The 25,243-nt window shown below is 67.0% G+C and carries 19 protein-coding genes and 1 pseudogene; 10 read left to right on the forward strand and 10 right to left on the reverse strand.

The genetic code is table 11. From position 1 onward, the window contains the following. Positions 1–589 (forward strand): annotated as a pseudogene (locus E3T34_RS02695) (IS481 family transposase); the annotation flags it as partial. 226 nt (positions 590–815) lie between these two features. On the opposite strand, the gene E3T34_RS02700 reads toward E3T34_RS02695, so the two are convergent. Both E3T34_RS02700 and E3T34_RS02705 read right to left on the reverse strand, forming a co-directional pair. Then, on the reverse strand, positions 816–1,559 hold the full coding sequence (locus E3T34_RS02700) for an alpha/beta hydrolase (RefSeq protein ID WP_134342094.1): 744 nt from the start codon (positions 1,557–1,559) through the stop codon (positions 816–818). 360 nt (positions 1,560–1,919) lie between these two features. Beyond that, entirely contained in the window at positions 1,920–2,168 is a 249-nt protein-coding gene (locus E3T34_RS02705; RefSeq protein ID WP_104101005.1) for a hypothetical protein, read from the reverse strand. Between the two features lie 541 nt (positions 2,169–2,709). On the opposite strand from E3T34_RS02705, the gene E3T34_RS02710 reads away from it, so the two are divergent. Then, positions 2,710–3,297, forward strand: a complete 588-nt coding sequence (locus E3T34_RS02710) for an NUDIX hydrolase family protein (RefSeq protein WP_104101004.1) — start codon at positions 2,710–2,712, stop codon at positions 3,295–3,297. Between the two features lie 42 nt (positions 3,298–3,339). Here the strand turns inward: E3T34_RS02710 and E3T34_RS02715 are convergent, their stop codons facing one another. The 4 genes from E3T34_RS02715 to E3T34_RS02730 form a co-directional block, all read right to left on the reverse strand. Further along, positions 3,340–3,873: a GNAT family N-acetyltransferase gene (locus E3T34_RS02715; protein WP_134342096.1), complete on the reverse strand. Its 534-nt coding sequence runs from the start codon at positions 3,871–3,873 to the stop codon at positions 3,340–3,342. 311 nt (positions 3,874–4,184) lie between these two features. Beyond that, entirely contained in the window at positions 4,185–5,738 is a 1,554-nt protein-coding gene (locus E3T34_RS02720) for a DEAD/DEAH box helicase (protein ID WP_134342097.1), read from the reverse strand. Between the two features lie 232 nt (positions 5,739–5,970). Next, positions 5,971–6,651: a DUF1684 domain-containing protein gene (locus tag E3T34_RS02725; RefSeq protein WP_198412255.1), complete on the reverse strand. Its 681-nt coding sequence runs from the start codon at positions 6,649–6,651 to the stop codon at positions 5,971–5,973. After that, positions 6,648–7,160, reverse strand: a complete 513-nt coding sequence (locus E3T34_RS02730; RefSeq protein ID WP_104101001.1) for a hypothetical protein — start codon at positions 7,158–7,160, stop codon at positions 6,648–6,650. Before E3T34_RS02730 ends, E3T34_RS02725 begins: the two co-directional genes overlap by 4 nt. A 43-nt stretch (positions 7,161–7,203) precedes the next feature. Between E3T34_RS02730 and E3T34_RS02735 the strand changes: the two genes are divergently transcribed. The 4 genes from E3T34_RS02735 (at position 7,204) to E3T34_RS02750 (ending at position 9,996) form a co-directional block, all read left to right on the forward strand. Beyond that, positions 7,204–7,632, forward strand: coding sequence for an EVE domain-containing protein (locus tag E3T34_RS02735; RefSeq protein ID WP_233191404.1), 429 nt, complete (start codon positions 7,204–7,206; stop codon positions 7,630–7,632). Between the two features lie 140 nt (positions 7,633–7,772). Then, positions 7,773–9,038, forward strand: a complete 1,266-nt coding sequence (locus E3T34_RS02740) for a hypothetical protein (protein ID WP_134342101.1) — start codon at positions 7,773–7,775, stop codon at positions 9,036–9,038. Between the two features lie 21 nt (positions 9,039–9,059). Next, positions 9,060–9,614: a 2-phosphosulfolactate phosphatase gene (locus E3T34_RS02745; protein WP_104100998.1), complete on the forward strand. Its 555-nt coding sequence runs from the start codon at positions 9,060–9,062 to the stop codon at positions 9,612–9,614. 79 nt (positions 9,615–9,693) lie between these two features. Then, positions 9,694–9,996 carry a DUF427 domain-containing protein gene (locus E3T34_RS02750; protein ID WP_104100997.1) on the forward strand — a complete coding sequence of 101 codons (303 nt, stop codon included), beginning with the start codon at positions 9,694–9,696 and terminating at the stop codon, positions 9,994–9,996. Positions 9,997–10,063: 67 nt separating this feature from the next. Here E3T34_RS02750 and E3T34_RS02755 read toward each other — a convergent pair whose 3' ends face one another. The 4 genes from E3T34_RS02755 to E3T34_RS02770 form a co-directional block, all read right to left on the reverse strand. Continuing rightward, the gene (locus E3T34_RS02755; RefSeq protein WP_104100996.1) at positions 10,064–10,558 is read right to left on the reverse strand and encodes a SprT-like domain-containing protein; all 495 of its coding nucleotides are present in this window, start codon (positions 10,556–10,558) and stop codon (positions 10,064–10,066) included. Further along, positions 10,558–11,727, reverse strand: coding sequence for a sorbosone dehydrogenase family protein (locus E3T34_RS02760; RefSeq protein WP_241977322.1), 1,170 nt, complete (start codon positions 11,725–11,727; stop codon positions 10,558–10,560). The genes E3T34_RS02755 and E3T34_RS02760 overlap by 1 nt, the downstream gene beginning before the upstream one ends. A 163-nt stretch (positions 11,728–11,890) precedes the next feature. Then, positions 11,891–12,454 carry a hypothetical protein gene (locus tag E3T34_RS02765; RefSeq protein WP_233191403.1) on the reverse strand — a complete coding sequence of 188 codons (564 nt, stop codon included), beginning with the start codon at positions 12,452–12,454 and terminating at the stop codon, positions 11,891–11,893. Between the two features lie 292 nt (positions 12,455–12,746). After that, positions 12,747–13,616, reverse strand: a complete 870-nt coding sequence (locus E3T34_RS02770) for a spermidine synthase (RefSeq protein WP_134342103.1) — start codon at positions 13,614–13,616, stop codon at positions 12,747–12,749. A 310-nt stretch (positions 13,617–13,926) separates the two neighbouring features. On the opposite strand from E3T34_RS02770, the gene rpoB reads away from it, so the two are divergent. The 4 genes from rpoB (at position 13,927) to E3T34_RS02790 (ending at position 25,194) form a co-directional block, all read left to right on the forward strand. Next, positions 13,927–17,421 carry a DNA-directed RNA polymerase subunit beta gene (gene rpoB, locus E3T34_RS02775; RefSeq protein WP_104100993.1) on the forward strand — a complete coding sequence of 1,165 codons (3,495 nt, stop codon included), beginning with the start codon at positions 13,927–13,929 and terminating at the stop codon, positions 17,419–17,421. A gap of 45 nt (positions 17,422–17,466) precedes the next feature. Beyond that, complete coding sequence (locus tag E3T34_RS02780; RefSeq protein ID WP_134342105.1) at positions 17,467–21,378, forward strand: DNA-directed RNA polymerase subunit beta'; 3,912 nt, start codon at positions 17,467–17,469, stop codon at positions 21,376–21,378. Between the two features lie 180 nt (positions 21,379–21,558). After that, complete coding sequence (locus tag E3T34_RS02785; protein WP_134342107.1) at positions 21,559–22,215, forward strand: hypothetical protein; 657 nt, start codon at positions 21,559–21,561, stop codon at positions 22,213–22,215. Positions 22,216–22,299: 84 nt separating this feature from the next. Continuing rightward, complete coding sequence (locus E3T34_RS02790) at positions 22,300–25,194, forward strand: bifunctional diguanylate cyclase/phosphodiesterase (RefSeq protein ID WP_134342108.1); 2,895 nt, start codon at positions 22,300–22,302, stop codon at positions 25,192–25,194. Positions 25,195–25,243 lie beyond the last annotated feature (49 nt).

The following is a 25,243-nucleotide window of genomic DNA, read 5'->3' on the forward strand; positions in this document are numbered from 1 at the left end:
GCGCAAACCCAAACCGATTCGGTACGAGAAGAAAACCCCAGGCGAGCTGGTGCACGTTGACGTGAAGAAACTTGGTCGCATCCCCGACGGCGGCGGCCATCGCACTCTCGGCCGCCAAGCCGGCAAACGCAACCGTCAGGCAGGCGTGGGCCACTCATTTCTGCACTCCGCGATCGACGATTATTCCCGGCTGGTCTATTCAGAGATCTTGACCGATGAGAAGAAGGAAACCGCGGCCGGCTTCTGGGGCCGCGCGAACGCGTTCTACGCGACCCACGACATCACTGTGCTGCGCGTCATGACCGACAACGGCTCCTGCTACCGGTCGAAGTTCTTCAACGACGCTCTGGGCGACATTACGCACAAGTTCACCCGGCCCTAACGACCCCAAACCAATGGAAAGATCGAACGATTCCACCGCACCCTCGCCGCGGAATGGGCTTACGCCCACCACTACAACTCAGACGCCGCCCGAGCAGCCACCTACCAAGACTGGATCCATAGCTACAATCACCACAGACCCCATACCGGCATCGGCGGCAAATCACCCATCGACCGTGCTCACAACGTCAGTGGGAACAACAGCTAGCGCCGCCGTCCCGCGCGCACGTCGCTCCCTCCGCGTCGTCTCACCAATTCGACGGAGATTTTGCCTGTAGGACGTCGATTCCGGCCTTTTTGGCCAACTCGGGCCAAAATCTCCGTCGAATTCGTTCGGGGCGGGAGACGCTGCTGTGTCGGGTGTCGGGTGCGGGGTGCCGGGTGTCAGGGTGCCGGGTGTATCGGGTGTATCAGGGGTCGGGGTGCCGGGCCTCCTAGGCGTCGTACTGCGCGCGCAGGAACGTGACGATCTCGCCCAGTTCGGCTTGCGAAATGGAATGGCCCATGCCCTCGTAGATGCGCTCGGTAAGTGTGGAGTGTTCGGGAAGCCAAGCCCGGGTGCGGTCGACGGCATCCTGCGGGATGACCGGATCGGCCGTGCCGCGACCCCAGAAGACCGGCAGGCGCCGCTCACGCAGGCGCTCGTCACCGGTGTGCTTGCTGCGCCCCACGAAACCGGACAGCTGCACCGCGAACGCGAACCGGTCGGGTGCCTGACGCAGCAGCTGCAGCGCCATAGCCCCGCCCTGCGAGAAGCCGAGTAGTCCGACGGACGCGGGCTGCTCGGGAAGGCCGTCCAGCCATTCGAGCACCCCGGCGGCGGCAGCATCCAGTGCGTCGGCGCTCGGCGAGCCCGGGTTGACCTTGGCGCCGGCGGCCCCGATCGGGAACCAGGCCCAGCCCGGACCGGCCGGGAGCGGGGCGCGCAGCGCGGCGATCACCGGATGCAGCGGCAGGTGCGGCGCCAGCGAGAAGAGATCCCCCTCGTGCGAACCGTAGCCGTGCAGAATCAGCAGAAGCGGTCGCCCGGCGCGGTCGGCGCCAGACGCGCTCCACAGCACGGCATCCGGGTCGATGGGCTCGGCGCACGCCGCGGCGGCGCCGGTGGTGCTGCTCTCGGTGGTGTCGTCGCTCCCGGTGGAGGCGTCGCCGCCGGGATTGGTGTCGTTCGGGCCCATGGTGGTCCTCCTGTTCGAGGTCGACACCGAGAAACGCCGACGGGTCAATCTTTCCACTCCCGGGGACGCGCGAAAATCGGTCGGCATCCGTCGTCCCCGTGCAGAACTCCGGCGATCCGCTGCGAGAAGCCGGAAAGATGCCCGTACTCGCGGGAACCGTGCCACCGCTCCGCCGAATTTCAGGGGTCATGCACCACTGGCCGGCACTTCCCCACGTGGCGGCGGCATCCGCGGGCACCCCGTGGCCAACTCAGGAGATTCCGGCAGCGGCGGGCGCGCCCCCGCAGAGTTCCGCATGTTACCGCGTCGTTTCGCGGGGCGGCCGCGCCAGCCACCCGTTTCTCCTGAGTCAGCCTCACCTCACTCGCCCCGCCTGGCCTGCCCTGGCCAGCCCGAGCATCCGTCGCCACCTGCTCGACCGGCGACGGATGTCCCGATCAGCTGGTCCGCCGCCTCGCCCCGCGCCGCCGGAGTGAGGCCCGCGAGGCGGCCCGTCGCCCACCAGAGACGGCCGGCGAACCCCAGTCCGGTGTTGTGGGTGACTGCGCCGGCCCGGGCCACTCGGTCGATGAACCCGGCGAGGGGAGCGAGGCCGAAGGAGATCCCCACTGGGTGATGCGCATGGCCGCGCCGTTGGTCGTGCCGAAGCGCCCGGACTCGAGGGATGACACGCCGGATCGCAGGCGCTCAAGCGTCGTCGTCGAGGGTCCGAGCAGATCGAGGGAGCCGCGCGCCCGCGCCCGTTTCACTTAGTCGAGAAGCTGCTTCGCGAAGACGCCGGGGTCGCCCTGGCCGTGACAATCGATCAGGAGCGGGCCAGCAGACTGGCCTGCTCCGTGTCATCCGTGATCGACCCGGCGGGCATCCCGACGGCGATCGGCTGGTGCTGTCCGGGGTCCCGAAACCCCTCACTGGCGCCGTAGTCGGCCTCGATCTAAGCCCGGGATAGGTCCTGCGTCGGCATCCCGAGTGCATCGCCGAGGGCCAGCCGGTGAAGGCGCCGAGCGCGCGGTCGTGGCGCGCCGCCGCAGTTCTCTGCCTCACCATGCGCAGACCGTCGCCGCACGCGCGCCGGACCGCGCCCGTTCCGTCCGACCCGCAGCGGGGTGCCCATGGCGTATCCGGGCGCAGGGTAAGACAGAATAGCCTCATGAGCGTGCGCACACCTGACCCCGATCCGGACTGGACGCCTGGCCCCGAGGGCGCGGGGCCGCCCCACACCAACCCGGGCTGGCTGAGCGACGTCGAGCTGGCCGAAGTGCGGCGCCGACTTCCGATCCTTTACATCGAGGCGGTGCCCGTGCGAGTCGACGGCCTCGGCCAGGTCGTGGAGGTCGGCGTGCTCCTGCGCGCCCGGTCGACCGGCGAGATGACCCGGATGCTCGTGTCCGGCCGCGTGCTCTACGGCGAGACCCTGCGCGACGCCCTCTTCCGGCATCTCGAGAAGGATCTCGGCCCGATGGCCTTCCCGCAGCTGCCGATGAGCCCGGTGCCGTTCACGGTGGCCGAATACTTCCCGATGCCGGGCATCACCGCGTTCACGGATGACCGCCAGCACGCCGTTTCGATGGCCTACGTCGTTCCCGTCACCGGCACCTGCGACCCGCGCCAGGACGCCCTCGAACTGACCTGGATGACCCCCAAGGAGGCTGCCTCCGACGCGGTGGCAGCCGAGATGGAGGGCGGGCGCGGGGCGCTGCTGCGCATGGCGCTCGCCTCGGTTGGCGAGCTGCGCTAAGCCGCCTGATGGCGGCCCGATCCTGCGGGCCGCCGCTGCGAGCTACTCGGTCGTGACGAGTGACAGACGACGCGCGAGCGAGCGCGGTCGCACCAGGCGCACTTCGTGGAGCTGTTCGCCGAGCACTTCCTGATCCTGCTCGTGGCCGTCGGGGGCGTAGCCGTTGCGCTTGTAGAACGAGTGCGCGCGGGGGTTGTTTTCGGCGACCCACAGGTAGGATGGGCCCTCGTCGACGACGGCGTCGAAGAGCTGCTGGCCGATGCCGGTGCCGTGGTAGGCGTCGAGCAGGTAGATGAAGTAGAGCTCCATCGGGGCCGGTTTGTCGGCGTCGCGGGACGGCCCGCTGCCGGCGAATCCGACGATCTCGCCGTCGACGAGGGCCGCAATTTGGCGGTGGTTCGGTCCCTGGGCGCTGAACCGGCGCCACATGGCGGCCAGGCGTGCGGGCTGCAGCTGCTCAAGGGCGGCCTCGCTGAGCAACTGGTCGTAGGTTTCGTGCCAGCAGGTGGCATGCACGCGGCCGAGGCTGTCGGCATCTGCTTCTGCGACGGGACGAAGTACTGCTGTGGTGGCCATGACCCGAGACTAGCTCAGCCGCAGGCACCCGATTGACGCTGCCGGGTTCTGCCCGTGGTCACTGCGCCGACGGCTCCCGTCCGACCCGCGACTTCCCGGTCTACGGCGGCTCCAGACCCCGCCGATGAGTCGGATAACAAGTGGCTAACTCCTGAGATCCGGTGGCGCCATGGTGCGGCGCCACGTGATTCCGGGGCCGAGCATCCGTCACGGGCATGTTTCTCCTGAGTTGGCGACAACGCAGAACGGGCCGGCCTCGGGAGAGGCCGGCCCGTTCACAGTGGAACTAACGTGCAGATGCTGCCGAGCGACTAGCCCTGCGCGCGGCGCGGGGCCGAGCGACGAGCGCCGCCGGTGGCGCCGGCGCCGCGCACGAGGCCTCCGACCTGGAGGCCGCCGGAGCGACCACCCTGGGCCGGACGGCTCTGGGCGTTGCCCGATCCCTGGCTGCGACCGGATGCCGCGGGGCGGCCCGAGCGCTCCTGGCGCGCTCCGCCGGTGGGTGCCACTGCGTCGCTGCCGCGGTGTCCGCGGTTGCCACGTGCTCCACCGGCGCGGGCGCCGGAGTCACGGGAGCCGGAGTCGCGCTCATCGCGGTTGACGCGCTTGCGCTGGGCGTTGGCGCCCTGCGAGCGGCCGCCCTGGGACTGGCCGTGCGGCTGCTCCACGCGGGGGAGCGGCTTGACGTACGCTGCGACGTCGCCGACTAGGGCGTCCACGGCGGGGGAGGACGCGGTCACGCGCTGCGGGGTCACCTTGATGGCGGCCTTGCGCAGCAGCGCGTCGGTGTCGCGGCGCTGTTCGGGGAGAACCAGAGTCACGACGTCGCCGGCGCTGCCGGCGCGGGCGGTCCGGCCCGAGCGGTGCAGGTACGCCTTGTGCTCGGCCGGCGGGTCGACGTGGATGACGAGTTCGATGTCGTCGACGTGCACGCCGCGGGCGGCGACATCCGTGGCGACGAGAACCTTCACGTCGCCGGCGCTGAACGCGGCGAGGTTGCGGTCACGGGCCACCTGTGAAAGGTTGCCGTGCAGGTCGACGGAGGGGATCCCGGCGTCGGTGAGCGACTTGGCGAGCTTCTTGGCCTGGTGCTTGGTGCGCATGAAGAGGATGCGGCGGCCGGAACCGCTCGCGAGCTTCTCGACGAGCGCCTTCTTCGATTCGACGCCGTCGATCTCGAAGACGTGGTGCGTCATCGCGGAGACGTGGCTGTTGGCCTCGTCGACCGAGTGCATGACCTCGTTGTGCAGGAAACGGCGCACGATCTTGTCCACCCCGTTGTCGAGCGTGGCCGAGAACAGCAGGCGCTGGCCGCTGCTGGGCGTCTTGTCCATGATGCGCGTGACGACGGGCAGGAAGCCCAGGTCCGCCATGTGGTCGGCCTCGTCGAGTACGGTGATCTCGACGGCGTCCAGGCTGATGAAGCCCTGCTTCATGAGGTCCTCAAGGCGACCCGGGCAGGCCACGACGATGTCGACGCCGGCCTTGAGTGCGGAGACCTGGCGGCCCTGCGAGACGCCACCGAAGATCGTGGTTGTGTTGAGGCCGTACGCCTCGGCCAGCGGCGTGAGCGCGTTGGTGATCTGCGTGGCCAGCTCGCGGGTCGGGGCGAGGATGAGGCCGAGCGGGCGGCCCGGACGACGTCGGCCGCCGGCGAGCTTGCCGCCGAGGCGCGACACCATGGGCAGTGCGAACGCGAGGGTCTTGCCGGAGCCGGTCTTGCCGCGGCCGAGCACGTCGCGGCCGTTGAGGGTGTCGGGCAGCGTGTCCACCTGGATCGGGAACGGGCTGTCGATGCCCTGCTCGATCAGGATGGCAACGAGAGGGGCCGGCACGCCGAGCGCGCTAAAGGAAGTTTCAGACAAAATGGTGCCTTTCGGGCATCAGATTCCTCGGGCATCTGTTCCGCACGGGCGGCAACTCGGAGCCTCAGAGGTTTCGCATGGCGAAGGTGCCGATGGGCACATCCGTTCGCCGTAAGAAGGTTTAATTCGAAAAATCGGGCCGGCCCTGGTGGGCTGCCGCAATAAGAAGAGGCGTTCTACGACGCAGCGGGCGCAACTACGCACCCGCAAGCTTCTATCGTAGCGGATGCTGTCAAGCCCTAGGGTCGAACGCCCGCCCGACGGGAGCCGTGGGGTGCCGCTCCGCACCGGGGGTCAGCTCGCCGACGGGCACCTCCGCGGCCACGGTATTGCCGGCCTGGGGCAGCGGACAGGCCCACATCGGGTCGTACGCGCAGGACGGGTTGTAGGCGAAGTTGAAGTCGAGGATGATGCTGTCGTCGTCGGTCCCGGCGCCCAGGTCGGCGCCCTTGATCGTGTCGAGCAGGTAGCGACCGCCGCCGTAGGTTCCGCCGGGCTTGCCGGCCAGACCGTCGCGCACAGGCAGAAAGAGCCCGCCGCCGTAGTTGGAGAGCCGCCACAGGTCGATTGGTCCCAGGTAGGGCAAACGCACGGTGCCGACGAGGTCGAACTGCACCTTCCCGTCGGTGCCGGTGTCAACCGAGATGCGCATCGGATGTTCCGCGCGGTGCACCTCGGCCTCGAACCGCCAGTCGGGGTCGTAGGCGGCGACCGGCAGCCCGGTGAAGCCGGCCCGGTCGTCGGGCATCAACGGCGACGCCGAATGCCCGCCGAACAGGTCGTCCCTGCCGCTCCGCCACAGTTCGTGGCCGGCGGCCGGGTCGTGCGCGCTGAGCTGGCGCACGCCGCCGTACAGCCCGAACACGCGCCGACGCCAGTCGGCCACCTGCAGGGCGCCGAGGGTGGTGCTCACGAGCTCGCGCCGGACTCATCGACGCCGAGGTCGAGGCTCCAGTTCGGCGCGAGGCGCTTGAGCTGGTGCAGCCGCCACTGCCAGAGCGCCCAGAAAACGGGCCAGCTGGCCAGGGTGAGCGCGCCGGTGCGGAAGATCAGCTGGTCTCGAAAAAGCGTCTTGCCGGTGCCGGCCGGGTCGGGAGACACGGCCATCCGGTGGTCCCAGAGGGTGACCGAGGCGAGCGGCCCCGATACCCCGCGGCCGGTGTCACGCAGGATGCGCACGCCATCCTTCCGGGTGGTCGCCATGGTCAGGCGAATCACTTGGTCGCCCATCGGCACCAGGCCGAGCGCAGTCAAGCTGACCGGATGCTCACCCGGCTCCCAGATGGTGGGGAACCCATCCATCTCAAGCGATTCGACGCTCACCACGGGCGAACTTACCTCGCGGAACACGGCAGGACTCCGCAGGGCGCGCCAGGCGGCATCGGGGGAGCAGTCGAGGATCTCTTTCAGAAGAACACGCATGACCCCAGTCTGTGGTGCTGGGGCATGCAGTACAACTAAGAGGGTGGCAATTCGATACTGGCTGGGCGTTGCCTCACGCGAACACGTGCTGCGCGCCGTCGCGGTGGGGCTTGTGCAGGCCAGCCACGGGGCCCGGGTGGCGCTCGAGCAGATGGGCGAGTCCGACGGGGTGGTCTACTATTCCCCGAAGACGAACATCGACGGCGACACGCTGCGCGAGTTCACCGCGATCGGTCGCATCGCCCCCGGAATCGTGCATCAAGGCGAGTCCGCCGCCCCGAGCTCGTACCGCCCGTGGCGACGTCACATCGATTACGAAACGGATGTCGTGGCCGCCTCCATTCGCCCGCTCCTGTCGGTGCTCGAGTTCACCCGCAGCAACCCCGACTGGGGCTACCAGCTGCGCCGGGGGCTGCTCGAGATCTCCCGGCACGACTTCGAGGTGATCCGGCGGCAGATGCGCCGGGAGTAGCGCTGGTACCAGCCGTTCTTCGCAGATGCTGCCGAGGCGACCCGTCTCCGCGGCGATTGTGGGTGGGATCGGCGATTTTCGAGGACGTGCCACCGGGTGCGGCGCCGGGGTGAGGCGCATCCTTTCGGTACACTGAAGGCATGACTGGCGAGTTCTGGTGGGTGCCCTCGGCCGTCGTTTTCGGTGGGGCGGCAGCGGTCGTCGTGGTGATCGTGATGATCATGCGGCGCCGGGTCCGGGCGCGCGCGCGCGTCGACCTCGCTCTGGCCGCGGAGCGCACCCGAGCCGCCGCAATCGCCCTCGTGCGTGCGGATGACCTGATCGAGGTCGCCACCGACGAGCTCGGTTTCGCGGTCGCCCAGTTCGGGGAGAACGCCACCAGCGACTTCGCCGCCGCGCTCGACGCCTCCCGGCGGCAGGTGCGTGACGCGTTCCTGCTGCAGCAGAAGCTCGACGACAGCGTGCCCGACTCCGAGGGTGAGCGTCGCCGCTGGACCGAGGAGATCATCGTGCTCGCCGACGAGGCCGTCAAGCGCCTCGGCGCGCAGACCCGCACTTTCGACTCCCGGCGCGGCGTCGAACGGGATGCCCCGCTGCTGCTTGAGAAGTTGCGTCGTCGCCTCGACCGGGTCGCCGACCGCGTCGCGGCCGGCACCGCCAGCCTCTCCCGGCTCAGCCGCACGTATGCCGCGCACGCCCTGGCCCCGATCAGCGGCAACGTCGCCCGCGCCGAAGAGGCCGTCGATGACGCCCGCCGGGCAGCGGATGCCGCGGCCGCCCGTCTCTCCCGCGAAGCCACCGACCCCGTGGGTGACCAGTTGCTCGCGGCCGAGCAGGCCCTGCACCGCGCCGGCGCCCTGCTCGACGCGATCGAACAGGGCGAAGACCAGTTGCACGTCGGATTCGCCTCCCTGGCTCGAGCGCTCGACGCGGCGGACGCCGAGCTGGCCGAGGTGCGCGCCCTGCGCGACACCCACGAGGAGACCACGGCCCGCGGCGAACTGAACCGCGTTATTGCGGAGGCCGACCGGGTGGTCGGCGAGCTGCGGCAGCCGTCGCGCTTGAGCGACCCTGCCGCTGACCAGTCCCGACTGCGCACGGCAATGGACGGTCTCGACCTGATCCGTTCCGAGGCCCGCAACCGCCAGTTGCGGCTCGACAACGCCCGCGGCGCGCTGACCGGCGCTCTGTTGGCCGCGCGCAGCCAGATCACCGTGACCCGCGACTTCATCACCGCGCATTCCGGCCGCGTGGGCGCTGTGGCGCGCACCCGCCTCGCGGAGGCCGAACGCAAGCTGAGCCTGGCGGCTTCGGAGGCCGACCCGGTGTCCGCACTGGACACCGCGCGCAGCGCGATGACCCATGCCACGGATGCCGACGCGCTCGCCCGCTTCGACGACCGGTAGCGCCGCCGCTACCCTTGGGGAGTGAACAAAGACGCGCCCCAACAGAAGTACCAGGTCCGTTTCGATGTCGGCCTGGCCGGGTTCCAGGCTCTGGCCGCCGAGGCCGACGTGGTCATCCTGGCCGACGCCTTGCCGTCGCCCGGCTCCGAGATCGTTCTCCCGACTGCCCTGCACGAGCACCAGGTCATCGCCGCGAACCTCGCCAATCGCGAGAGCGTGGCTGATTGGGTGCTCGCCCGCCAGGCGGAGAAGGGAGACCGGTTCTCCGTGGCCGTGATCGCCGTGGGCGAGCAACGCCAGGGCGGCACCCCCCGGTTCGCGGTGGAGGACTTCCTCGCCGCCGGCGCCGTGATCGACGCCCTCGCCGCCCGCGGCATCGACCACTGCTCGCCGGAGGCGGCCGCGGCCGCCGCGGGATTCGCGGGTCTCGCGCGGGCCGTGCGGCACCTGGTCACCGCGTCCGAAACCGCCCAGGCGCTCGTCGCCGAGGGGCGGTCGGCCGAGGTGCAGGCGACGGATGCCCCGGCGCGCTCCCCGGGAATCTCCCGATTGCGGGAATTCGCCTTTCCGGGCTGAGGTTGTTCCTAAAGCGGTCTCTGAGCCGAACCCCTCGTTTCACCCTCACCGTTTGAATCTCACTGAAGGAGCAACTCCCATGAAGGCAGTACTCAACGGCACCGTCATCGCCGAAGCACCGCAGGCAGATCTTCTCAAGATCGAGGGCAACTGGTACTTCCCACCGGCGAGCGTGAACTCCGAGTTCCTCGTCGAGAGCCCCACGCAGTACACCTGCTCCTGGAAGGGCGCGTGCCAGTACTTCAGCGTCAAGGACGGTGAGACTCTGCTGCAGGATCGCGCCTTCAGTTACCCGACTCCGCCCTCGGCCTCCTTCGACCGGGTCGGCCAGGACTACAGCAACTACGTCGCCTTCTGGAAAGAGGTCCAGGTCTCCGAGTAGACCGCTCCTGGCCGGACGGACGGCCCGGGTAATCGGTGGTCGAGCCTGTCGAGACCACAGGGCAGCGCTAGGGCTTCGCCGCCCCCGCAGCCTGTCGCCGGGCGGCGGCCGTGATCTCGCGCCGTGTCCACCGGATCAGGAACCGCTTGTCGAATCCGCGCACGCACAACCCGCAGGCGAACGCCCGGGTGGGTTGTCGGTAACGGTAGTGCGCGTGGCCGGCCGGGCAGGTGCCGACCCACGGCGCGAGCTCGTCGGCGATGTCCCCGTCGTGCGTGCTCTTGCCGTCATAGCCGAGGTTCCGCGCGATCACCTTCCACTTCGGCCCGTGGCCGGCGCGCGGTCCGGCCAGAGCGTGCGCGACCTCGTGCAGCAGGATCTGGTGCACGTCATCGTCTTCGTAGCGCGCCGCCAGGTAGCGGGACACGGTGATGCGCCGCACGGTGAAGTTGCAAAGCCCCGCTCGCTTCTTCGCGTTGTCGAAGGCGAAGGTCCAGCTGGGATCGAGGTGCAGCGTGATCAACGCTTCCGCCCAGTGCCGAACCCGGTCGAGGTCGGCCATCAGGGTGCGACCGCCACCTGGTAAAGCCGGTCGTCGCCAGCGGAAGGGGTGCCGCGGCCATCCGTATTATTGCTCACGAACCACAGTGTGCCATCGGGCCCAGACACTACATCGCGCAGCCGCCCGAAGCTGTTCCCGAACCAGTCATCGACCTCGCCTGTGGAGGGATCGATGCGCCACAGCCGCTCGCCGCGCAGGGTTGCCATGAAGATGGTGTCGTTCACGATGGCGAGCCCGCTCGGGCTGGCCTCACTGGTGGGCCACTGCTGCTCCGGGTCGAGGTAGCCGGAGTCTGCGCTCTGTCCCCGGCCCTCGACGATCGGCCAGCCATAGTTGCCGCCCGGGGTGATGAGGTTGAGCTCGTCCCAGGTGTTCTGTCCGAACTCGCTGGCCCAGAGTCGGCCGCTGGAGTCCCAGGCGATCCCCTGCGGGTTGCGGTGGCCGTAGGAGTAGACGAGCGTGCCGAACGGGTTGTCGTCCGGCACGGCGCCGGTCGGCGTCATCCGCAGGATCTTGCCGCCGAGGGAACCCAGGTCCTGGGCGTTCTCGGGGTTCCCGGCGTCGCCGACCGTGGCGTAGAGCAGGCCGTCCGGGCCGAAACCGAGCCGACCGCCGTTGTGGTTACCGGCCTTCGGGATGCCGCCCTGCACCGGTTCGGATGCGCCGAGGGTGTGGCTTCCGACCGTGCCGAGCAGCGGCATCCGTACGATCCTGTTGTCGTCGGCGGACGTGAAGTAGGCGTAGACCCACCCGGTTCCGCCCGGTGCGACCGGGTCGGCCAGTGCAGCGAGGCCGAGCAGCCCGCCTTCACCGCCCGGGCTCGCCTCGGCGACCCGGCCGGCGTCGCGAAGGCTGCCGTCGGGCAGGAGTTCGCGCATGAGGGTCGTGTCGCGTTCGCTGATCAGGGTGCCGTCGTTCGGCAGTCGCAGGACCGACCAGGGGGCATCCAGCCCGGATGCGATCACGACCGGGGCGTCGACCGGCCGCACCGATGGCCCGGCGGTGCCGGTCGGCCCGGGTGCAACGGTGTCGGACGGAACCGGCCGGGCGGGGGTCGAGGTTTCTGCCGCGGGCCCGGGCGCGGTCGCCGTGCACGCGCTGAGCAGCAGGAGCGCGCCCAGGGCCAGCACCCCGGCCGCGCCGCTGCGTGGTGGCATCCGCCCGCTCATCTTCCACCTCCTTCGCACCGGCACGCTCGCCGGCGCTGTGTCCAGCATGCCCCGAATTTCTGCTTCGTGGTGAGTGGCCCGTTCCGTGCGTAGCTCCTGCAAATCGATGTCCGGATGCAGCCGGCCGGTCAATCGCCGGCCGGCGCCCCGCGGTGCCGACGCGCTACTGCTGTAAGCGGGACTGTCGCCGCTCGGCAATGAATGACTCGACCACCGCAACGGCGACGAGCGCACTCTCGAGGAGGGCGGGTGTGGCGCCGGCCTGCTCCCGCAGCGTCACCGAGGCCGTGAAGTCTGCCAGGGCGGCGTCGAGGTCGCCCTGTTCGAAGTGAACCTTGCCGCGGCTTTCCCGGGCGAACGCCGCGACGGCGCCCCACTCGTGCGTCTCGGACTCGAGCACACAATGGGTCAGCTCGGTCACCGCCTCGTCGAGCTTGCCTCGGTACTGCTGTACCTGGGCGCGACGGATGCGACTGAACGCGAGTTCTTCCCGCGACCCGGTGAACCGGGACTGGCGCAGCGCAGTGTTCGCCATGTCCCAGGCCTCGTCGATCCGGCCGGTCAGCCGCAATAGCACGACCTTCTCGTTGAGGGCGGACAGGCTGCGAAGCTCGCCGAGTTCTTCGAGGCGCAGCTCAGCAGCAGAGAGGTCGACTTTCTCACGCAGGGTGACGGCGTCATAGCCAATGATGATGGGCAGGGTGTGGTCCTGAGGCGAAGGCGGCACATGCCGCGGAGTAAACGTGGTCCCAACCAGCGTAGCCGGGCCGGGCCGGGCTGGTCCCCGATCCGGCCTGATCCACCGGCATCCGTCGCCCTCGTCCCCCCGCCGCGAGCCGCACACGTGGCTAACTCAGGAGATCCCAGCGCGTGAGCACATAAAGCCGCATGAACACGGATGCCCGCAGCACCTTGGCCCCGGATCTCCTGAGTTGGCCACACATCACCCGGCGCGCGACGCCCAACCCGTGACCCCCGGCGCGCGGCGCCCAACCCGTGACCCCCGGCGTAACCGCGGCTCAGCTGCCGAGTTGGAACACCGTGCGGCCGGGCAGCGGGGACGGGGTGGCCGTCACATCCGTCGTCACCATCGCGGTCGCCATGAAGTGCGTGAGCTCAGCACCCTCGACCACTTTCGACGGATGCGGCCCGCCCGCCAGCAGCCGCGACACCCAGCTCGTGTCGATGGGGGTGTGCGCGGCGACGAAGACGATATTGCCGAACCGGCGCCCCTTGAGCACCTGGGTCTCCGCGAGGGCGAGCACGTGTCCGAAGACGGCTGACAGCGTCGCGGCCTGTGAGCGGGCGAACGGCAGACCGGGCCCGTCGGCGACGTTCACGACGAGCACCCCGCGCGGCGACAGAAGGGGAGCGGCCAAGTCGTAGAACTCGCGGCTGGTCACGTGGGCCGGGGTGCGGGCCCCGGAGAAGATGTCGATGACGACGAGGTCCACCGCGCCGTGCAGCCCGGCCGGCAGCTTGGCCAGAACCTCGCGGGCATCACCGTGCCGCACGCGCAGCTGCGCCCGCTTGTCCCAGGGCAGCTCGCCGCGAACGAAATCGATCAGGTCGCTCTCCAACTCCACGACCTGCTGGCGGGAGCCCGGCCGGGTCGCCTCCACGTATCGGGGGAGGGTCAGCGCGCCGGCGCCGAGGTGCACGGCGGTGATCGGCTCGCCCACCTCGCCGATCAGGTCGATCACGTGACCGATCCGCTGCACGTATTCGAAGAACAGCTCGCCCGGATCGTCCAGGTTCACGTTCGACTGCGGCGTGCCGTCCACGATCAGGTTGAAGCTGCCCGGGGTGAATCGGTCGGGCTCGATGACGGCGTGGTGGCCGCTCAATTTCAAGGTGATCGACGGATGTTGCGCTACAGGCCTGCTCATCCCTCAAGTCTGCGCCCTCCGCAGTCTGCACCGGGGCGGCCCGAAACCGGGTTATACCTGAGAATTTATGGCACGTCAAGAATTGAGTGGACATGGTGAACTAACCGGCATATAGTTGTTCTTTGCGCTCCCAGACTAAACTCTGCCTTCATATTGCGGTCGGCTTTGCGTGCTCAAGCCACCTTGACGCATACCTCGTTCCAGGATTTCAGAACACCGGAATTTCAGAACGCGAGGGTCTGAGGAGTTCGTACTCGGTATTCCTTACTAACAGTGACTAGACCTGACGGGGTCCACGGAGGTTATTTCCTTGGCTGCTGCGCGCAACGCAACCACCAACTCACCCAAGAACGGACGCGCCGCTGGCCGTCTTTCGTTCGCGAAGATCACCGACAATCTGACTGTTCCGGATCTGCTTGCTTTGCAGACCGAGAGCTTCGATTGGCTCGTCGGTAACGACAACTGGAAACAGCGTGTCGCAGAAGGCCAGGCGGCCGGTCGACAGGACCTGCCGACTCGCACCGGGCTCGACGAGATCTTCGAAGAGATCTCACCCATCGAGGACCTCGGCGAAACGATGCAGCTGTCGTTCACAAACCCGGAACTCGAGCCGGAGAAGTACACCATTGACGAGTGCAAGGAAAAGGGTAAGACCTACTCCGCACCTCTCTATGTGAACGCTGAGTTCATGAACCACCTCACCGGTGAGATCAAGACCCAGACCGTGTTCATGGGTGACTTCCCGCTGATGACCCCCAAGGGCACCTTCGTGATCAACGGCACCGAGCGCGTCGTTGTCTCACAGCTGGTCCGCTCCCCGGGCGTCTACTTCGACCGCCAGCAGGAGAAGACGTCCGACAAGGACATCTACTCCGCTCGCGTCATCCCGAGCCGCGGTGCCTGGCTCGAATTCGAGATTGACAAGCGCGACCAGGTCGGCGTTCGCATCGACCGCAAGCGCAAGCAGTCCGTCACCGTCTTCCTCAAGGCCCTCGGCCTCACGAGCGAAGAGATCCTCGAGGAGTTCAAGGGCTTCGCGTCGATCGAACTCACCCTGGAGAAGGACAACATCCTCACCAAGGAAGAAGCCCTCAAGGACATCTACCGCAAGCTGCGTCCGGGCGAGCAGGTTGCCGCCGAGGCCGCGCGTGCGCTCCTCGACAACTTCTTCTTCAACTCCAAGCGCTACGACCTGGCCAAGGTCGGTCGTTACAAGATCAACCGCAAGCTCGGACTCGAAGCGCCGCTCAGCGACTCCGTGCTGACACTCAAGGACATCCTGGCCACGATCAAGTACCTGGTTGCGCTGCACGACAACCAGACCACGATCGCCGGCGTCCGCGACGGCAAGCAGACCGACATCCGCATCGACATCGACGACATCGACCACTTCGGCAACCGTCGCATCCGTGCCGTCGGCGAGCTCATCCAGAACCAGGTGCGCACCGGCCTGTCCCGCATGGAGCGCGTCGTTCGCGAGCGCATGACCACGCAGGACATCGAAGCGATCACCCCGCAGACCCTGATCAACGTGCGCCCCGTCGTCGCCGCGATCAAGGAGTTCTTCGGTACCAGCCAGCTGTCGCAGTTCATGGACCAGAACAACCCGCTCGCCGGACTGACGCACAAGCGTCGCCTGTCCGCGCTGGGTCCGGGTGGTCTGTCCCGTGACCGTGCCGGCGTCGAGGTGCGAGACGTTCACCCCTCGCACTACGGCCGCATGTGCCCCATCGAAACCCCGGAAGGCCCGAACATCGGCCTGATCGGTTCGCTCGCCTCGTTCGCGCGGATCAACGCCTTCGGTTTCATTGAGACCCCGTACCGCCGCGTCGTCGATGGCAAGGTCATGAACGACCAGATCGACTACCTCACCGCCAGCGAAGAAGACGAGTTCATCGTCGCCCAGGCGAACGCCCCGCTCACCAAGGACTGGCACTTCGCCGACGCCCGTGTTCTCGCCCGCAAAAAGGGTGGAGAGGTCGACCTCTTCCCCGCGGAAGACATTGGCTACATGGATGTTTCGCCTCGCCAGATGGTGTCCGTCGCCACCTCGCTCATCCCGTTCCTCGAGCACGACGATGCGAACCGCGCCCTCATGGGTGCCAACATGCAGCGTCAGGCCGTCCCGCTCCTGATGAGCGAGAGCCCGCTCGTCGGTACCGGCATGGAGGTCTTTGCGGCCATCGACGCCGGTGACGTGCTCACCGCCGACAAGGCCGGCGTGGTGATGGAGGTTTCGGCCGACGTCGTCACCATTCAGCTCGACGAGGGCGGCACGCAGGAGTACTACCTGCGCAAGTTCGCGCGCTCCAACCAGGGCACGAGCTACAACCACCGCGTCATCGTGCAGGCCGGCGAGCGGATCGAAGTCGGCGAAGTCATCGCCGATGGCCCCGCCACCGAAAACGGAGAACTCGCTCTAGGCAAGAACCTGCTCGTCGCGTTCATGCCATGGGAAGGCTACAACTTCGAGGACGCGATCATCCTGAGCCAGAACCTGGTCAAGGACGACACCCTCTCGTCGATTCACATCGAGGAATACGAGGTTGACGCTCGCGACACCAAGCTGGGCAAGGAAGAGATCACCCGCGACCTGCCCAACGTGTCGCCTGATCTGCTCGCCGACCTCGACGAACGCGGCATCATCCGGATCGGTGCCGAGGTTCGCCCCGGCGACATCCTCGTCGGCAAGGTCACGCCCAAGGGCGAGACCGAGCTGTCCGCCGAGGAGCGCCTGCTGCGTGCCATCTTCAACGAGAAGAGCCGCGAAGTTCGCGACACGAGCCTCAAGGTTCCCCACGGTGAGCGCGGCACCATCATCGGTGTCAAAGTCTTCGACTCGCAGGACGGCGACGACGAGCTCGGCTCGGGCGTCAACCAGCGCGTCGCGGTCTTCATCGCGCAGAAGCGCAAGATCACCGAGGGTGACAAGCTCGCCGGCCGTCACGGCAACAAGGGTGTCATCTCTCGCATCCTGCCGATCGAGGACATGCCGTTCCTCGCCGACGGAACCCCGGTCGACATCATCCTCAACCCGCTGGGCATCCCGGGCCGAATGAACTTCGGTCAGGTTCTGGAAACCCACCTGGGCTGGATCGCCAAGCAGGGCTGGCAGGTGGAAGGCAAGCCCAAGTGGGCCGGCCGTCTGCCCGAGGCCGCGCACAGCGCAGCTCCGAACACCAAGGTCGCGACCCCGGTATTCGACGGCGCGCTCGAGGTCGAGATCGAGGGTCTTCTCGACTCGACGACCCCGACTCGTGACGGCGACCGCCTGATCGACCGCACCGGTAAGACCCAGTTGTTCGACGGCCGCTCCGGCGAGCCGTTCCCCAACCCGGTTTCCGTGGGCTACATGTACATCCTGAAGCTGCACCACCTTGTCGATGACAAGATCCACGCCCGTTCCACCGGCCCCTACTCCATGATCACGCAGCAGCCGCTGGGTGGTAAGGCGCAGTTCGGCGGACAGCGTTTCGGTGAGATGGAGGTGTGGGCGCTCGAAGCATACGGAGCCGCTTATGCCCTGCAGGAACTCCTGACCATCAAGAGCGATGACATCCTCGGCCGGGTGAAGGTCTACGAGGCCATCGTCAAGGGCGAGAACATTCAGGAGCCGGGTATCCCCGAGAGCTTCAAGGTTCTGATCAAGGAAATGCAGTCGCTGTGCCTGAACGTCGAGGTGCTGTCGAGCGACGGTACCGCCGTCAGCCTGCGCGACACGGATGACGAGGTGTTCCGCGCTGCGGAAGAACTCGGCATCAACATTTCCACCCGGTTTGAGTCGTCTTCGATCGACGACATCTAGGCCCGGCCGATGACGAACACTTCGAATACTTTCCAAGGAGAGAAATTGCTCGACGTAACCACATTTGACGAGCTTCGCATTGGCCTTGCGACCGCCGACGACATCCGTCGCTGGTCTCACGGTGAGGTCAAGAAGCCCGAAACAATCAACTACCGCACGCTCAAGCCGGAAAAAGACGGCCTGTTCGGCGAGCAGATCTTCGGCCCGTCCAGGGACTGGGAATGCTCATGCGGCAAGTACAAGCGAGTGCGCTTCAAAGGCATCGTCTGCGAGCGCTGCGGCGTCGAGGTCACGAAGTCGTCGGTGCGCCGTGAGCGCATGGGCCACATCGAGCTCGCCGCCCCGGTCACCCACATCTGGTACTTCAAGGGTGTCCCCTCGCGTCTCGGCTACCTGCTGGACATGGCTCCGAAGGACCTCGAAAAGGTCATCTACTTCGCCGCGTACATGGTCATCACGGTTGACGAAGACGGCCGCCACCAGGACATGCCCGGCCTTGAGAACGAGCTCCGCCTCGAGATCAAGACCATCGAGGGCCAGCGCGATTCCCGCATCGCTGACCGTCTGCAGCGCCTGGAAACCGACCTCGCAGCACTGGAGGCCGAAGGTGCCAAGAGCGACCAGAAGAAGCGCACCAAGGACGCCGCCGAAAAGGAGATGAGCCAGGTCCGCAAGTCTCTCGACGAGCAGATCGCTCACCTCGAGCGCGTTTGGGAAGACTTCCGCACCCTCAAGGTCGGCGACCTGAAGCCCGAAGACTCCGTCTTCCACGAGCTGCAGGACCGTTTCGGCATGTACTTCGAGGCCTACATGGGCGCCGAAGCCATCAAGAAGCGCCTGCTGGCCTTCGACCTGGTCACCGAGAGCGAAAACCTGCACCTGCAGATCGCCGAGGGCAAGGGCCAGAAGAAGATCCGTGCGATCAAGCGCCTCCGCGTGGTCAACGCGTTCATCATCACCGGCAACTCGCCGGCCGCGATGGTGCTCGACGTCGTCCCCGTGATCCCGCCCGAACTGCGCCCGATGGTGCAGCTCGACGGTGGCCGCTTCGCGACCTCCGACCTCAACGACCTCTACCGTCGCGTGATCAACCGCAACAACCGCCTGCGTCGTCTGCTTGACCTCGGTGCCCCCGAGATCATTGTGAACAACGAGAAGCGGATGCTGCAGGAGGCCGTTGACGCACTCTTCGACAACGGTCGTCGTGGCCGCCCCGTCACGGGTACCGGTAACCGCGCCCTCAAGTCACTGAGCGACATGCTCAAGGGCAAGCAGGGTCGTTTCCGTCAGAACCTGCTCGGCAAGCGCGTCGACTACTCCGGCCGTTCGGTCATCGTCGTCGGCCCGCAGCTCAAGCTGCACCAGTGTGGTTTGCCCAAGCAGATGGCACTCGAGCTGTTCAAGCCGTTCGTGATCAAGCGCCTGATCGACCTGAGCCACGCTCAGAACATCAAGGCCGCCAAGCGCATGGTCGAGCGTTCACGCCCGCAGGTCTGGGACGTGCTCGAGGAGATCATCCGCGAGCGCCCCGTGCTGCTGAACCGGGCACCGACGCTCCACCGCCTCGGCATCCAGGCGTTCGAGCCTCAGCTCGTGGAGGGTAAGGCGATCCAGCTGCACCCTCTCGTCTGTGCCGCGTTCAACGCCGACTTCGACGGTGACCAGATGGCAGTTCATCTGCCGCTGTCGATGGAAGCCCAGGCCGAAGCGCGCATCCTGATGCTCGCCTCGAACAACATCCTGAAGCCGTCTGACGGTCGCCCGGTGACCCTGCCCACCCAGGACATGATCATCGGTCTGCACCACCTGACCACGCTCAAGGAAGGCGTCATCGGCGAGGGCCGGGCGTTCTCCTCGATCGCGGAAGCGATTCTCGCTTTCGACCAGAAGAAGGACGCGAACCAGGGCCTCGACCTGAACGCCAAGGTGCGCATCCGTTTGGCCGACAAGTACTTCGAGGAGGGCACGCAGCCCGAAGGCGTCGAACTCGTCAACGGCCAGGCCGTCGGAACCGTGTTGGTGACCACCACGCTCGGCCGCGCGATCTTCAACGAGGCCATGCCGGTTGACTACCCGTACTTCGAAAAGGTCGCCGACAAGGGCACCCTCTCGGCGATCGTCAACGACCTCGCCGAACGGTACCCGAAGGTGGAAGTCGCCGCGACGCTTGACCGCGTCAAGGACGCCGGTTTCTACTGGGCCACCCGGTCCGGTGTGACCGTGGCGCTCAGCGACATCCTGACCCCGCCGAACAAGCCGCAGATCGTTGCCGGCTACGAGAAGCAGGCCGCCAAGGTGCAGTCGCAGTTCGAGAAGGGTCTCACGACCGACCTCGAGCGTCGCCAGGAGCTCATCCAGATCTGGACCAAGGCAACCGAAGACGTTGCCGCGGCCATGCAGGAGAACTTCCCGGCCGACAACACCATCAACCGCATGGTTACCTCTGGTGCCCGTGGTAACTGGCTGCAGGTGCGGAACATCGCTGGTATGCGAGGCCTGGTCAACAACCCGAAGGGTGAGATCATTCCTCGCCCGATCATTTCAAGCTACCGCGAAGGCCTGTCCGTCGCCGAGTACTTCATTGCTACTCACGGTGCTCGTAAGGGTCTGGCCGACACGGCTCTGCGTACCGCCGACTCCGGGTACCTCACGCGTCGTCTCGTGGACGTCTCGCAGGATGTCATCATCCGCGAAGACGACTGTGGCACGACCAAGGGCCTGGAACTGCCGATCGCCGAGGTCAACCCGATGGGCGATCTCGTCCGCCACCCCAACGTGGAGAACGCGGTCTACGCTCGCAGCTTGGCCACCCCGGCGGTCAACGCCAAGGGTGAGATCGTGGCTGACGCCGGCGACGACGTGGGTGACGTGCTCATCGACAAGCTGGTCGAGGCCGGTGTCGAGACCATCAAGGTGCGCTCGGTGCTGACCTGTGAGTCGGCCGTCGGAGTGTGTGCGGTCTGCTACGGCCGCTCGCTCGCCACCGGGCTACTCGTCGACATCGGTGAGGCCGTCGGTATCATCGCCGCACAGTCCATCGGTGAACCGGGCACCCAGCTCACAATGCGTACTTTCCACACCGGTGGATCGGCATCCGCCGACGACATCACCCAGGGTCTGCCTCGTGTGCAGGAACTGTTTGAGGCGCGTACCCCCAAGGGTGCGTCGCCGATCGTCGACACCGCCGGTCGCATCACCATCGAGGACACCGACCGCAGCCGGAAGGTCATCCTGACCCCCGACAACGGCGATGAGCCGATTGCCTACCCGGTGCTCAAGCGCTCCACTCTCCTCGTCGAGGATGGCCAGCATGTCGAGCTCGGCACGCAGATCATCATCGGCGCCGTCGACCCGAAGGAAGTTCTTCGCGTCAAGGGTGTTCGCGCCGTGCAGAAGCACATCGTCGGTGGCGTGCAGGATGTCTACCGGTCGCAGGGTGTGCCGATTCACGACAAGCACATCGAGGTCATCGTTCGCCAGATGCTGCGCAAGGTTACCGTCGTCGAGCACGGCGACACCGGCCTGCTCCCCGGCGAGCTCGTTGACCGGTTGAAGTACAACGACCTCAACCGCACCGCGCTCACCGAGGGCAAGAAGACGGCGTCGGCTCGTCAAGAAGTCATGGGTATCACCAAGGCCTCGTTGGCGACCGAATCCTGGCTGTCGGCCGCTTCCTTCCAGGAGACCACCCGGGTTCTGACCCAGGCGGCCATGGAAGGCAAGAGCGACCCGCTGATGGGCCTCAAGGAGAACGTGATCATCGGTAAGTTGATCCCGGCCGGCACCGGTCTTCCCCGCTACCGCGACGTCACCGTCGAGGCAACGGATGAAGCCAAGGCTGAGCGTTACCCGAACCGCATCTTCACCGATGATGCAGCGTTCAACGAGGGTGACCTGAGCTTCGTCGACTTCGACAGCTTTTCGTCGGATGACTTCACCCCCGGCACCTACAACTAGTCACTAGCGATAGGTTCCACGGACGGCCTCCTGCCTCGGCAGGGGGCCGTCCTCGGTTAAGCCCGTTCGCCTCCGCTGGTCGAGCCTGTCGAAACCCGAGCCTGTCGAGACCCGCGATAGGCTGGTCCAGAATCTTTCTGGGGGTATCGCATGGGTGCAGGTCCGGTGTCCGCTTCGGCAATGACGCGTCGACGGATGTGGGTGCTCCTCGGCGCCGTCGGCTCCATGCTGGTCATCGCCCTCATTGTCCTGCTCATTGTCTGGCGGGGCGGCGCGGGCGCGCCGGAGCGAGAGGCGGTCGGGCGGCCGCAGCCGCACTCGTCCCCTGCGCCCCTGGCCCTCGCGAGTGTGCCTGCTCCGACGGCCACGACGGATGGGCCGCATCCGTCGACCTGTGATGAGCTCTACAGCCCGGCGATCGTGGCCGCTTTCGATGACCTGGTGCTCAACCCGGCCTGGGTCGCTGACGAGAACTCGGACGTCAACCGCGGGTCCGGGGACCCGGAGTTGATCGCCCTGATCGACGCTGCCGGGGAGCGCCTCACCTGCGTGTGGGCGAACGCCAACGGCGGGTCCGGCCTGGGACTGACCACGGAGCTGGTGTGGGTGACCCCGGAACAGTCGACCAAGATTCAAAGCCGGCTGACCGCCGCAGGTATGAACTGCTACGAGGAACTCGGCGGAATGCGTTGCCTCATCGAGACAACGAAGGATGGTGAACTCGTCGGTGAGTCGCACTTTCTGCGCGACGACATCTGGCTGGCCACCAGATATGTCAATACCGGACCGGACGGCTACACGCACGACATCATCGCCAACGTGTGGGCCGACGAGTAGTCGCCGGGGAGATCCGCAATCCGCGCACAAAGTAGGGTAGAAGCAACGACCGGCAGACCTGCTTTTCGGAAGCAGAGGAACAGTATGCGGTTGGTCGGGCAGCTCGGTGGGGCGCTAGTCGGTGCCATGGGACTCCTGGTACTGGTCAGTTGGTACGTCGGAGTCGACGCCCTGCCGCCCGTGCTCCGCGACTTGCTGGCGATGAAGCCGATGGCAGCCCTGGGGCTCGTGCTGGTGGCGGTTGCCGTGCTGGCCGTCGATCGTCGCAGGCTGACCGTGACCCTGGGTCTGCTGGCACTGATGATCGGCGCTCTCACGATCGCGGAGTTCGTCGTCGGCCGATCACTCGGCATCGATGTGCTCCTGCCGGGAATCGAGTTCGGCGGGCGGTCGGAGCGGATGGCGCCGTCCACGTCGCTGGCGCTGGTCCTGCTCGGTGCGTCCGTCATCGCAAGCCGGGCCGCTCGATCCGCCGTGATGCTCGGCTTCGCATTCGCGGCTCTGGGCGTCAGCCTGGTCGCGATCCTGGGTTATGCCTATGGCGTCTCCTCGCTGTATTCGCTGGGCGGCTACACGAGTATGGCCTGGCAGACGGCCTTGGGCGTCGGAATCCTCGCCACGGCCCTGTTGATTCAGCGCCCCAATGCCGGTCTGATCGGCCTCTTCCGAGACGGTGGCAGTGCGGGTCGGCTCCTCCGCCAGGTCATTCCATTCCTAGTTCTGGGACCGTTCATCCTCGGTTGGCTGCGGCTGTGGGGACAGCGCCAGGGCTGGTACGACACGGCCTTCGGCGTCGCCATCCTGATCCTCGGCATGACAGTGCTCAGCTGCGCGCTGGCGTGGGTCGCTGCCCGCCGGCTGCGTGACCTCGATCGTCAGCGTGATGGCGCGATGCAGGCTCTCGCTGAGGCCAACCACACGTTGGAGGCGACGGTCGAGAACCGAACCCGCCAGCTCGCGGAGACGGCCGACACGCTGCACACCCTCATCAAGATCGCACCCGTTGGAATCGTGCAGATGGATGCCGCGGGCGGGCTCGTGTCCGCCAACGACCAGTGGCTGGCACTCAGCGGCCTCACGAAGAGTCAGTCGCGCCGCGACGGCTGGGCCACCGCGCTCCATCCGGATGACGCAGAACGGGTGCTCCTCGGTTGGGAAGCGAGCGCCGCAGCCGGCGAGCCCTACGAAACCACCCTGCGGTTTCGCACCCCTGAGGGCCACATCAACTGGGTGCAGGTGAACACCGCTCCGATGCGTGATGAGAAGGGCATCATCGGGCACCTGGCCAGCGTCACCGATGTCACCGCGCAGCGTGAGGCCGAGAACGCGGCCACGGCCGCCGCGGCCCGGTTCGAGGCTGCCTTCGCTTCCTCGCCGTTGGGAACGGCCATCGTGACGCTTGACGGACAGGTAGTGGCCGCCAACAGGCGGCTCCTGGAACTGGCGGGTCACCAGAACCCGCTTGTCAGCGCCCATATCGAGACGATCTTCATGCCGGCTGAGGACGCTGACGATGAGGAGATGGAGAGCGCTGGCCTGGAAGGTCCGTCGACCCGACAACGCATCGACCGGCGGATGCGCCACGAAGGCAATCAGGAAACCTGGGTCAAGGTCAGCATCGCCGAGATCTTCGAGGGCGACCAGGCCGGGGGACTGCTGTACCAGCTGGAGGACATCACCGCCCGACGCCTGGCCGAGGCGCGGGTTGAGCACCTGGCATTCCATGACCCGCTGACGAACCTGCCCAACCGTCTGCTCCTGCTCGACCGGTTGAAGCAGGCGCTTCTGCAGGCGTCGCGCCAGGGTCGCGGCGTTGCGGTGCTATTCATCGACCTCGACCGGTTCAAGTTCGTCAATGACAGCCTTGGGCACCACGCCGGTGACACAGTGCTGAACGAGGTTGCCATCCGCCTCCGGCAAAGCATCCGGGCCGGCGACACGGTGTCCCGGATCGGAGGCGACGAGTTCGTCGTGATCTGCCCGGATGTCGGTGGCAGCGAGGATGTGCACCGGATTGCCGATTCGATCCAGGCGGCCATCGCGCGGCCGATCACGATCGGCGACCAGTCGGCATCCGTCGACGCCAGCATCGGGATTGCTTTCGGCCTCGGGCACGACGATGCCGAACTGCTCCTGCGCAATGCGGATCAGGCCATGTACCTGGCGAAGGACCGCGGGCGCGCCCGCTACGAGGTCTTCGACGACGACCTGCGGTACCGCATCCATCAGCGGCTCGACAGCGAGTTGGCCCTGCGCGACGCGGTGGAACTGGGCCAGATCGAATCCTGGTATCAGCCGATCGTGGATCTGCAGGACCACAAGGTGGTGGCGACCGAGGCTTTGGCACGCTGGCGGAGGCCCGAGCGCGGGCTCGTGATGCCGGGTGACTTCATTGCTCTCGCCGAGGAAGTGGGTCTGATCAAGGGAATCGGATCGACGGTGCTCGGCCAGGCGTGCCGGGCGGCCAGGGGGCTGGCTCAGGGAGTGGCGGTCAGCGTCAACGTGTCCGCGCGGCAATTCGTGCAGGATGACTTCGGTGACGTCGTCAAGCGGGCCCTCGCCGAGTCGGGTCTGCCGCCGGAACAGCTCTGGCTGGAGCTGACCGAGAGCGCGGTGCTCGACGCCATCGATTCCGCGGCCCGGACCTTCCAGGAGCTGCGGAGCCTGGGCGTGCGGTTGGCCATCGACGACTTCGGCACGGGGTATTCATCTTTCACGCACCTGCGCGCGTTCACGGTTGACCTGCTCAAGATCGACCTGACGTTCATTCGCGACGTCGAGAGCTCCGATCACGATCGCGCGATCGTGGAGGGAATCCTGCGTCTGGCCGATTCCCTGAACCTGGATGTCGTCGCCGAGGGCATCGAGACGACGAGCCAGCGGGACCTGCTGAGATCCATGGGCTGCCGCTTCGGCCAGGGCTATCTTTTCTCCAAGCCCACGCCGTCCGTGCATCCCGAAGTGCAGTTCGCCCACTAGCCCTGGCGCTCTGCGGTGCCCGGGGCGGAGGGTGATGTCGCAGCCGCCC

The sequence above is a fragment of the Cryobacterium sp. TMT1-62 genome, assembly GCF_004403145.1.
Lineage (GTDB): Bacteria > Actinomycetota > Actinomycetes > Actinomycetales > Microbacteriaceae > Cryobacterium > Cryobacterium sandaracinum.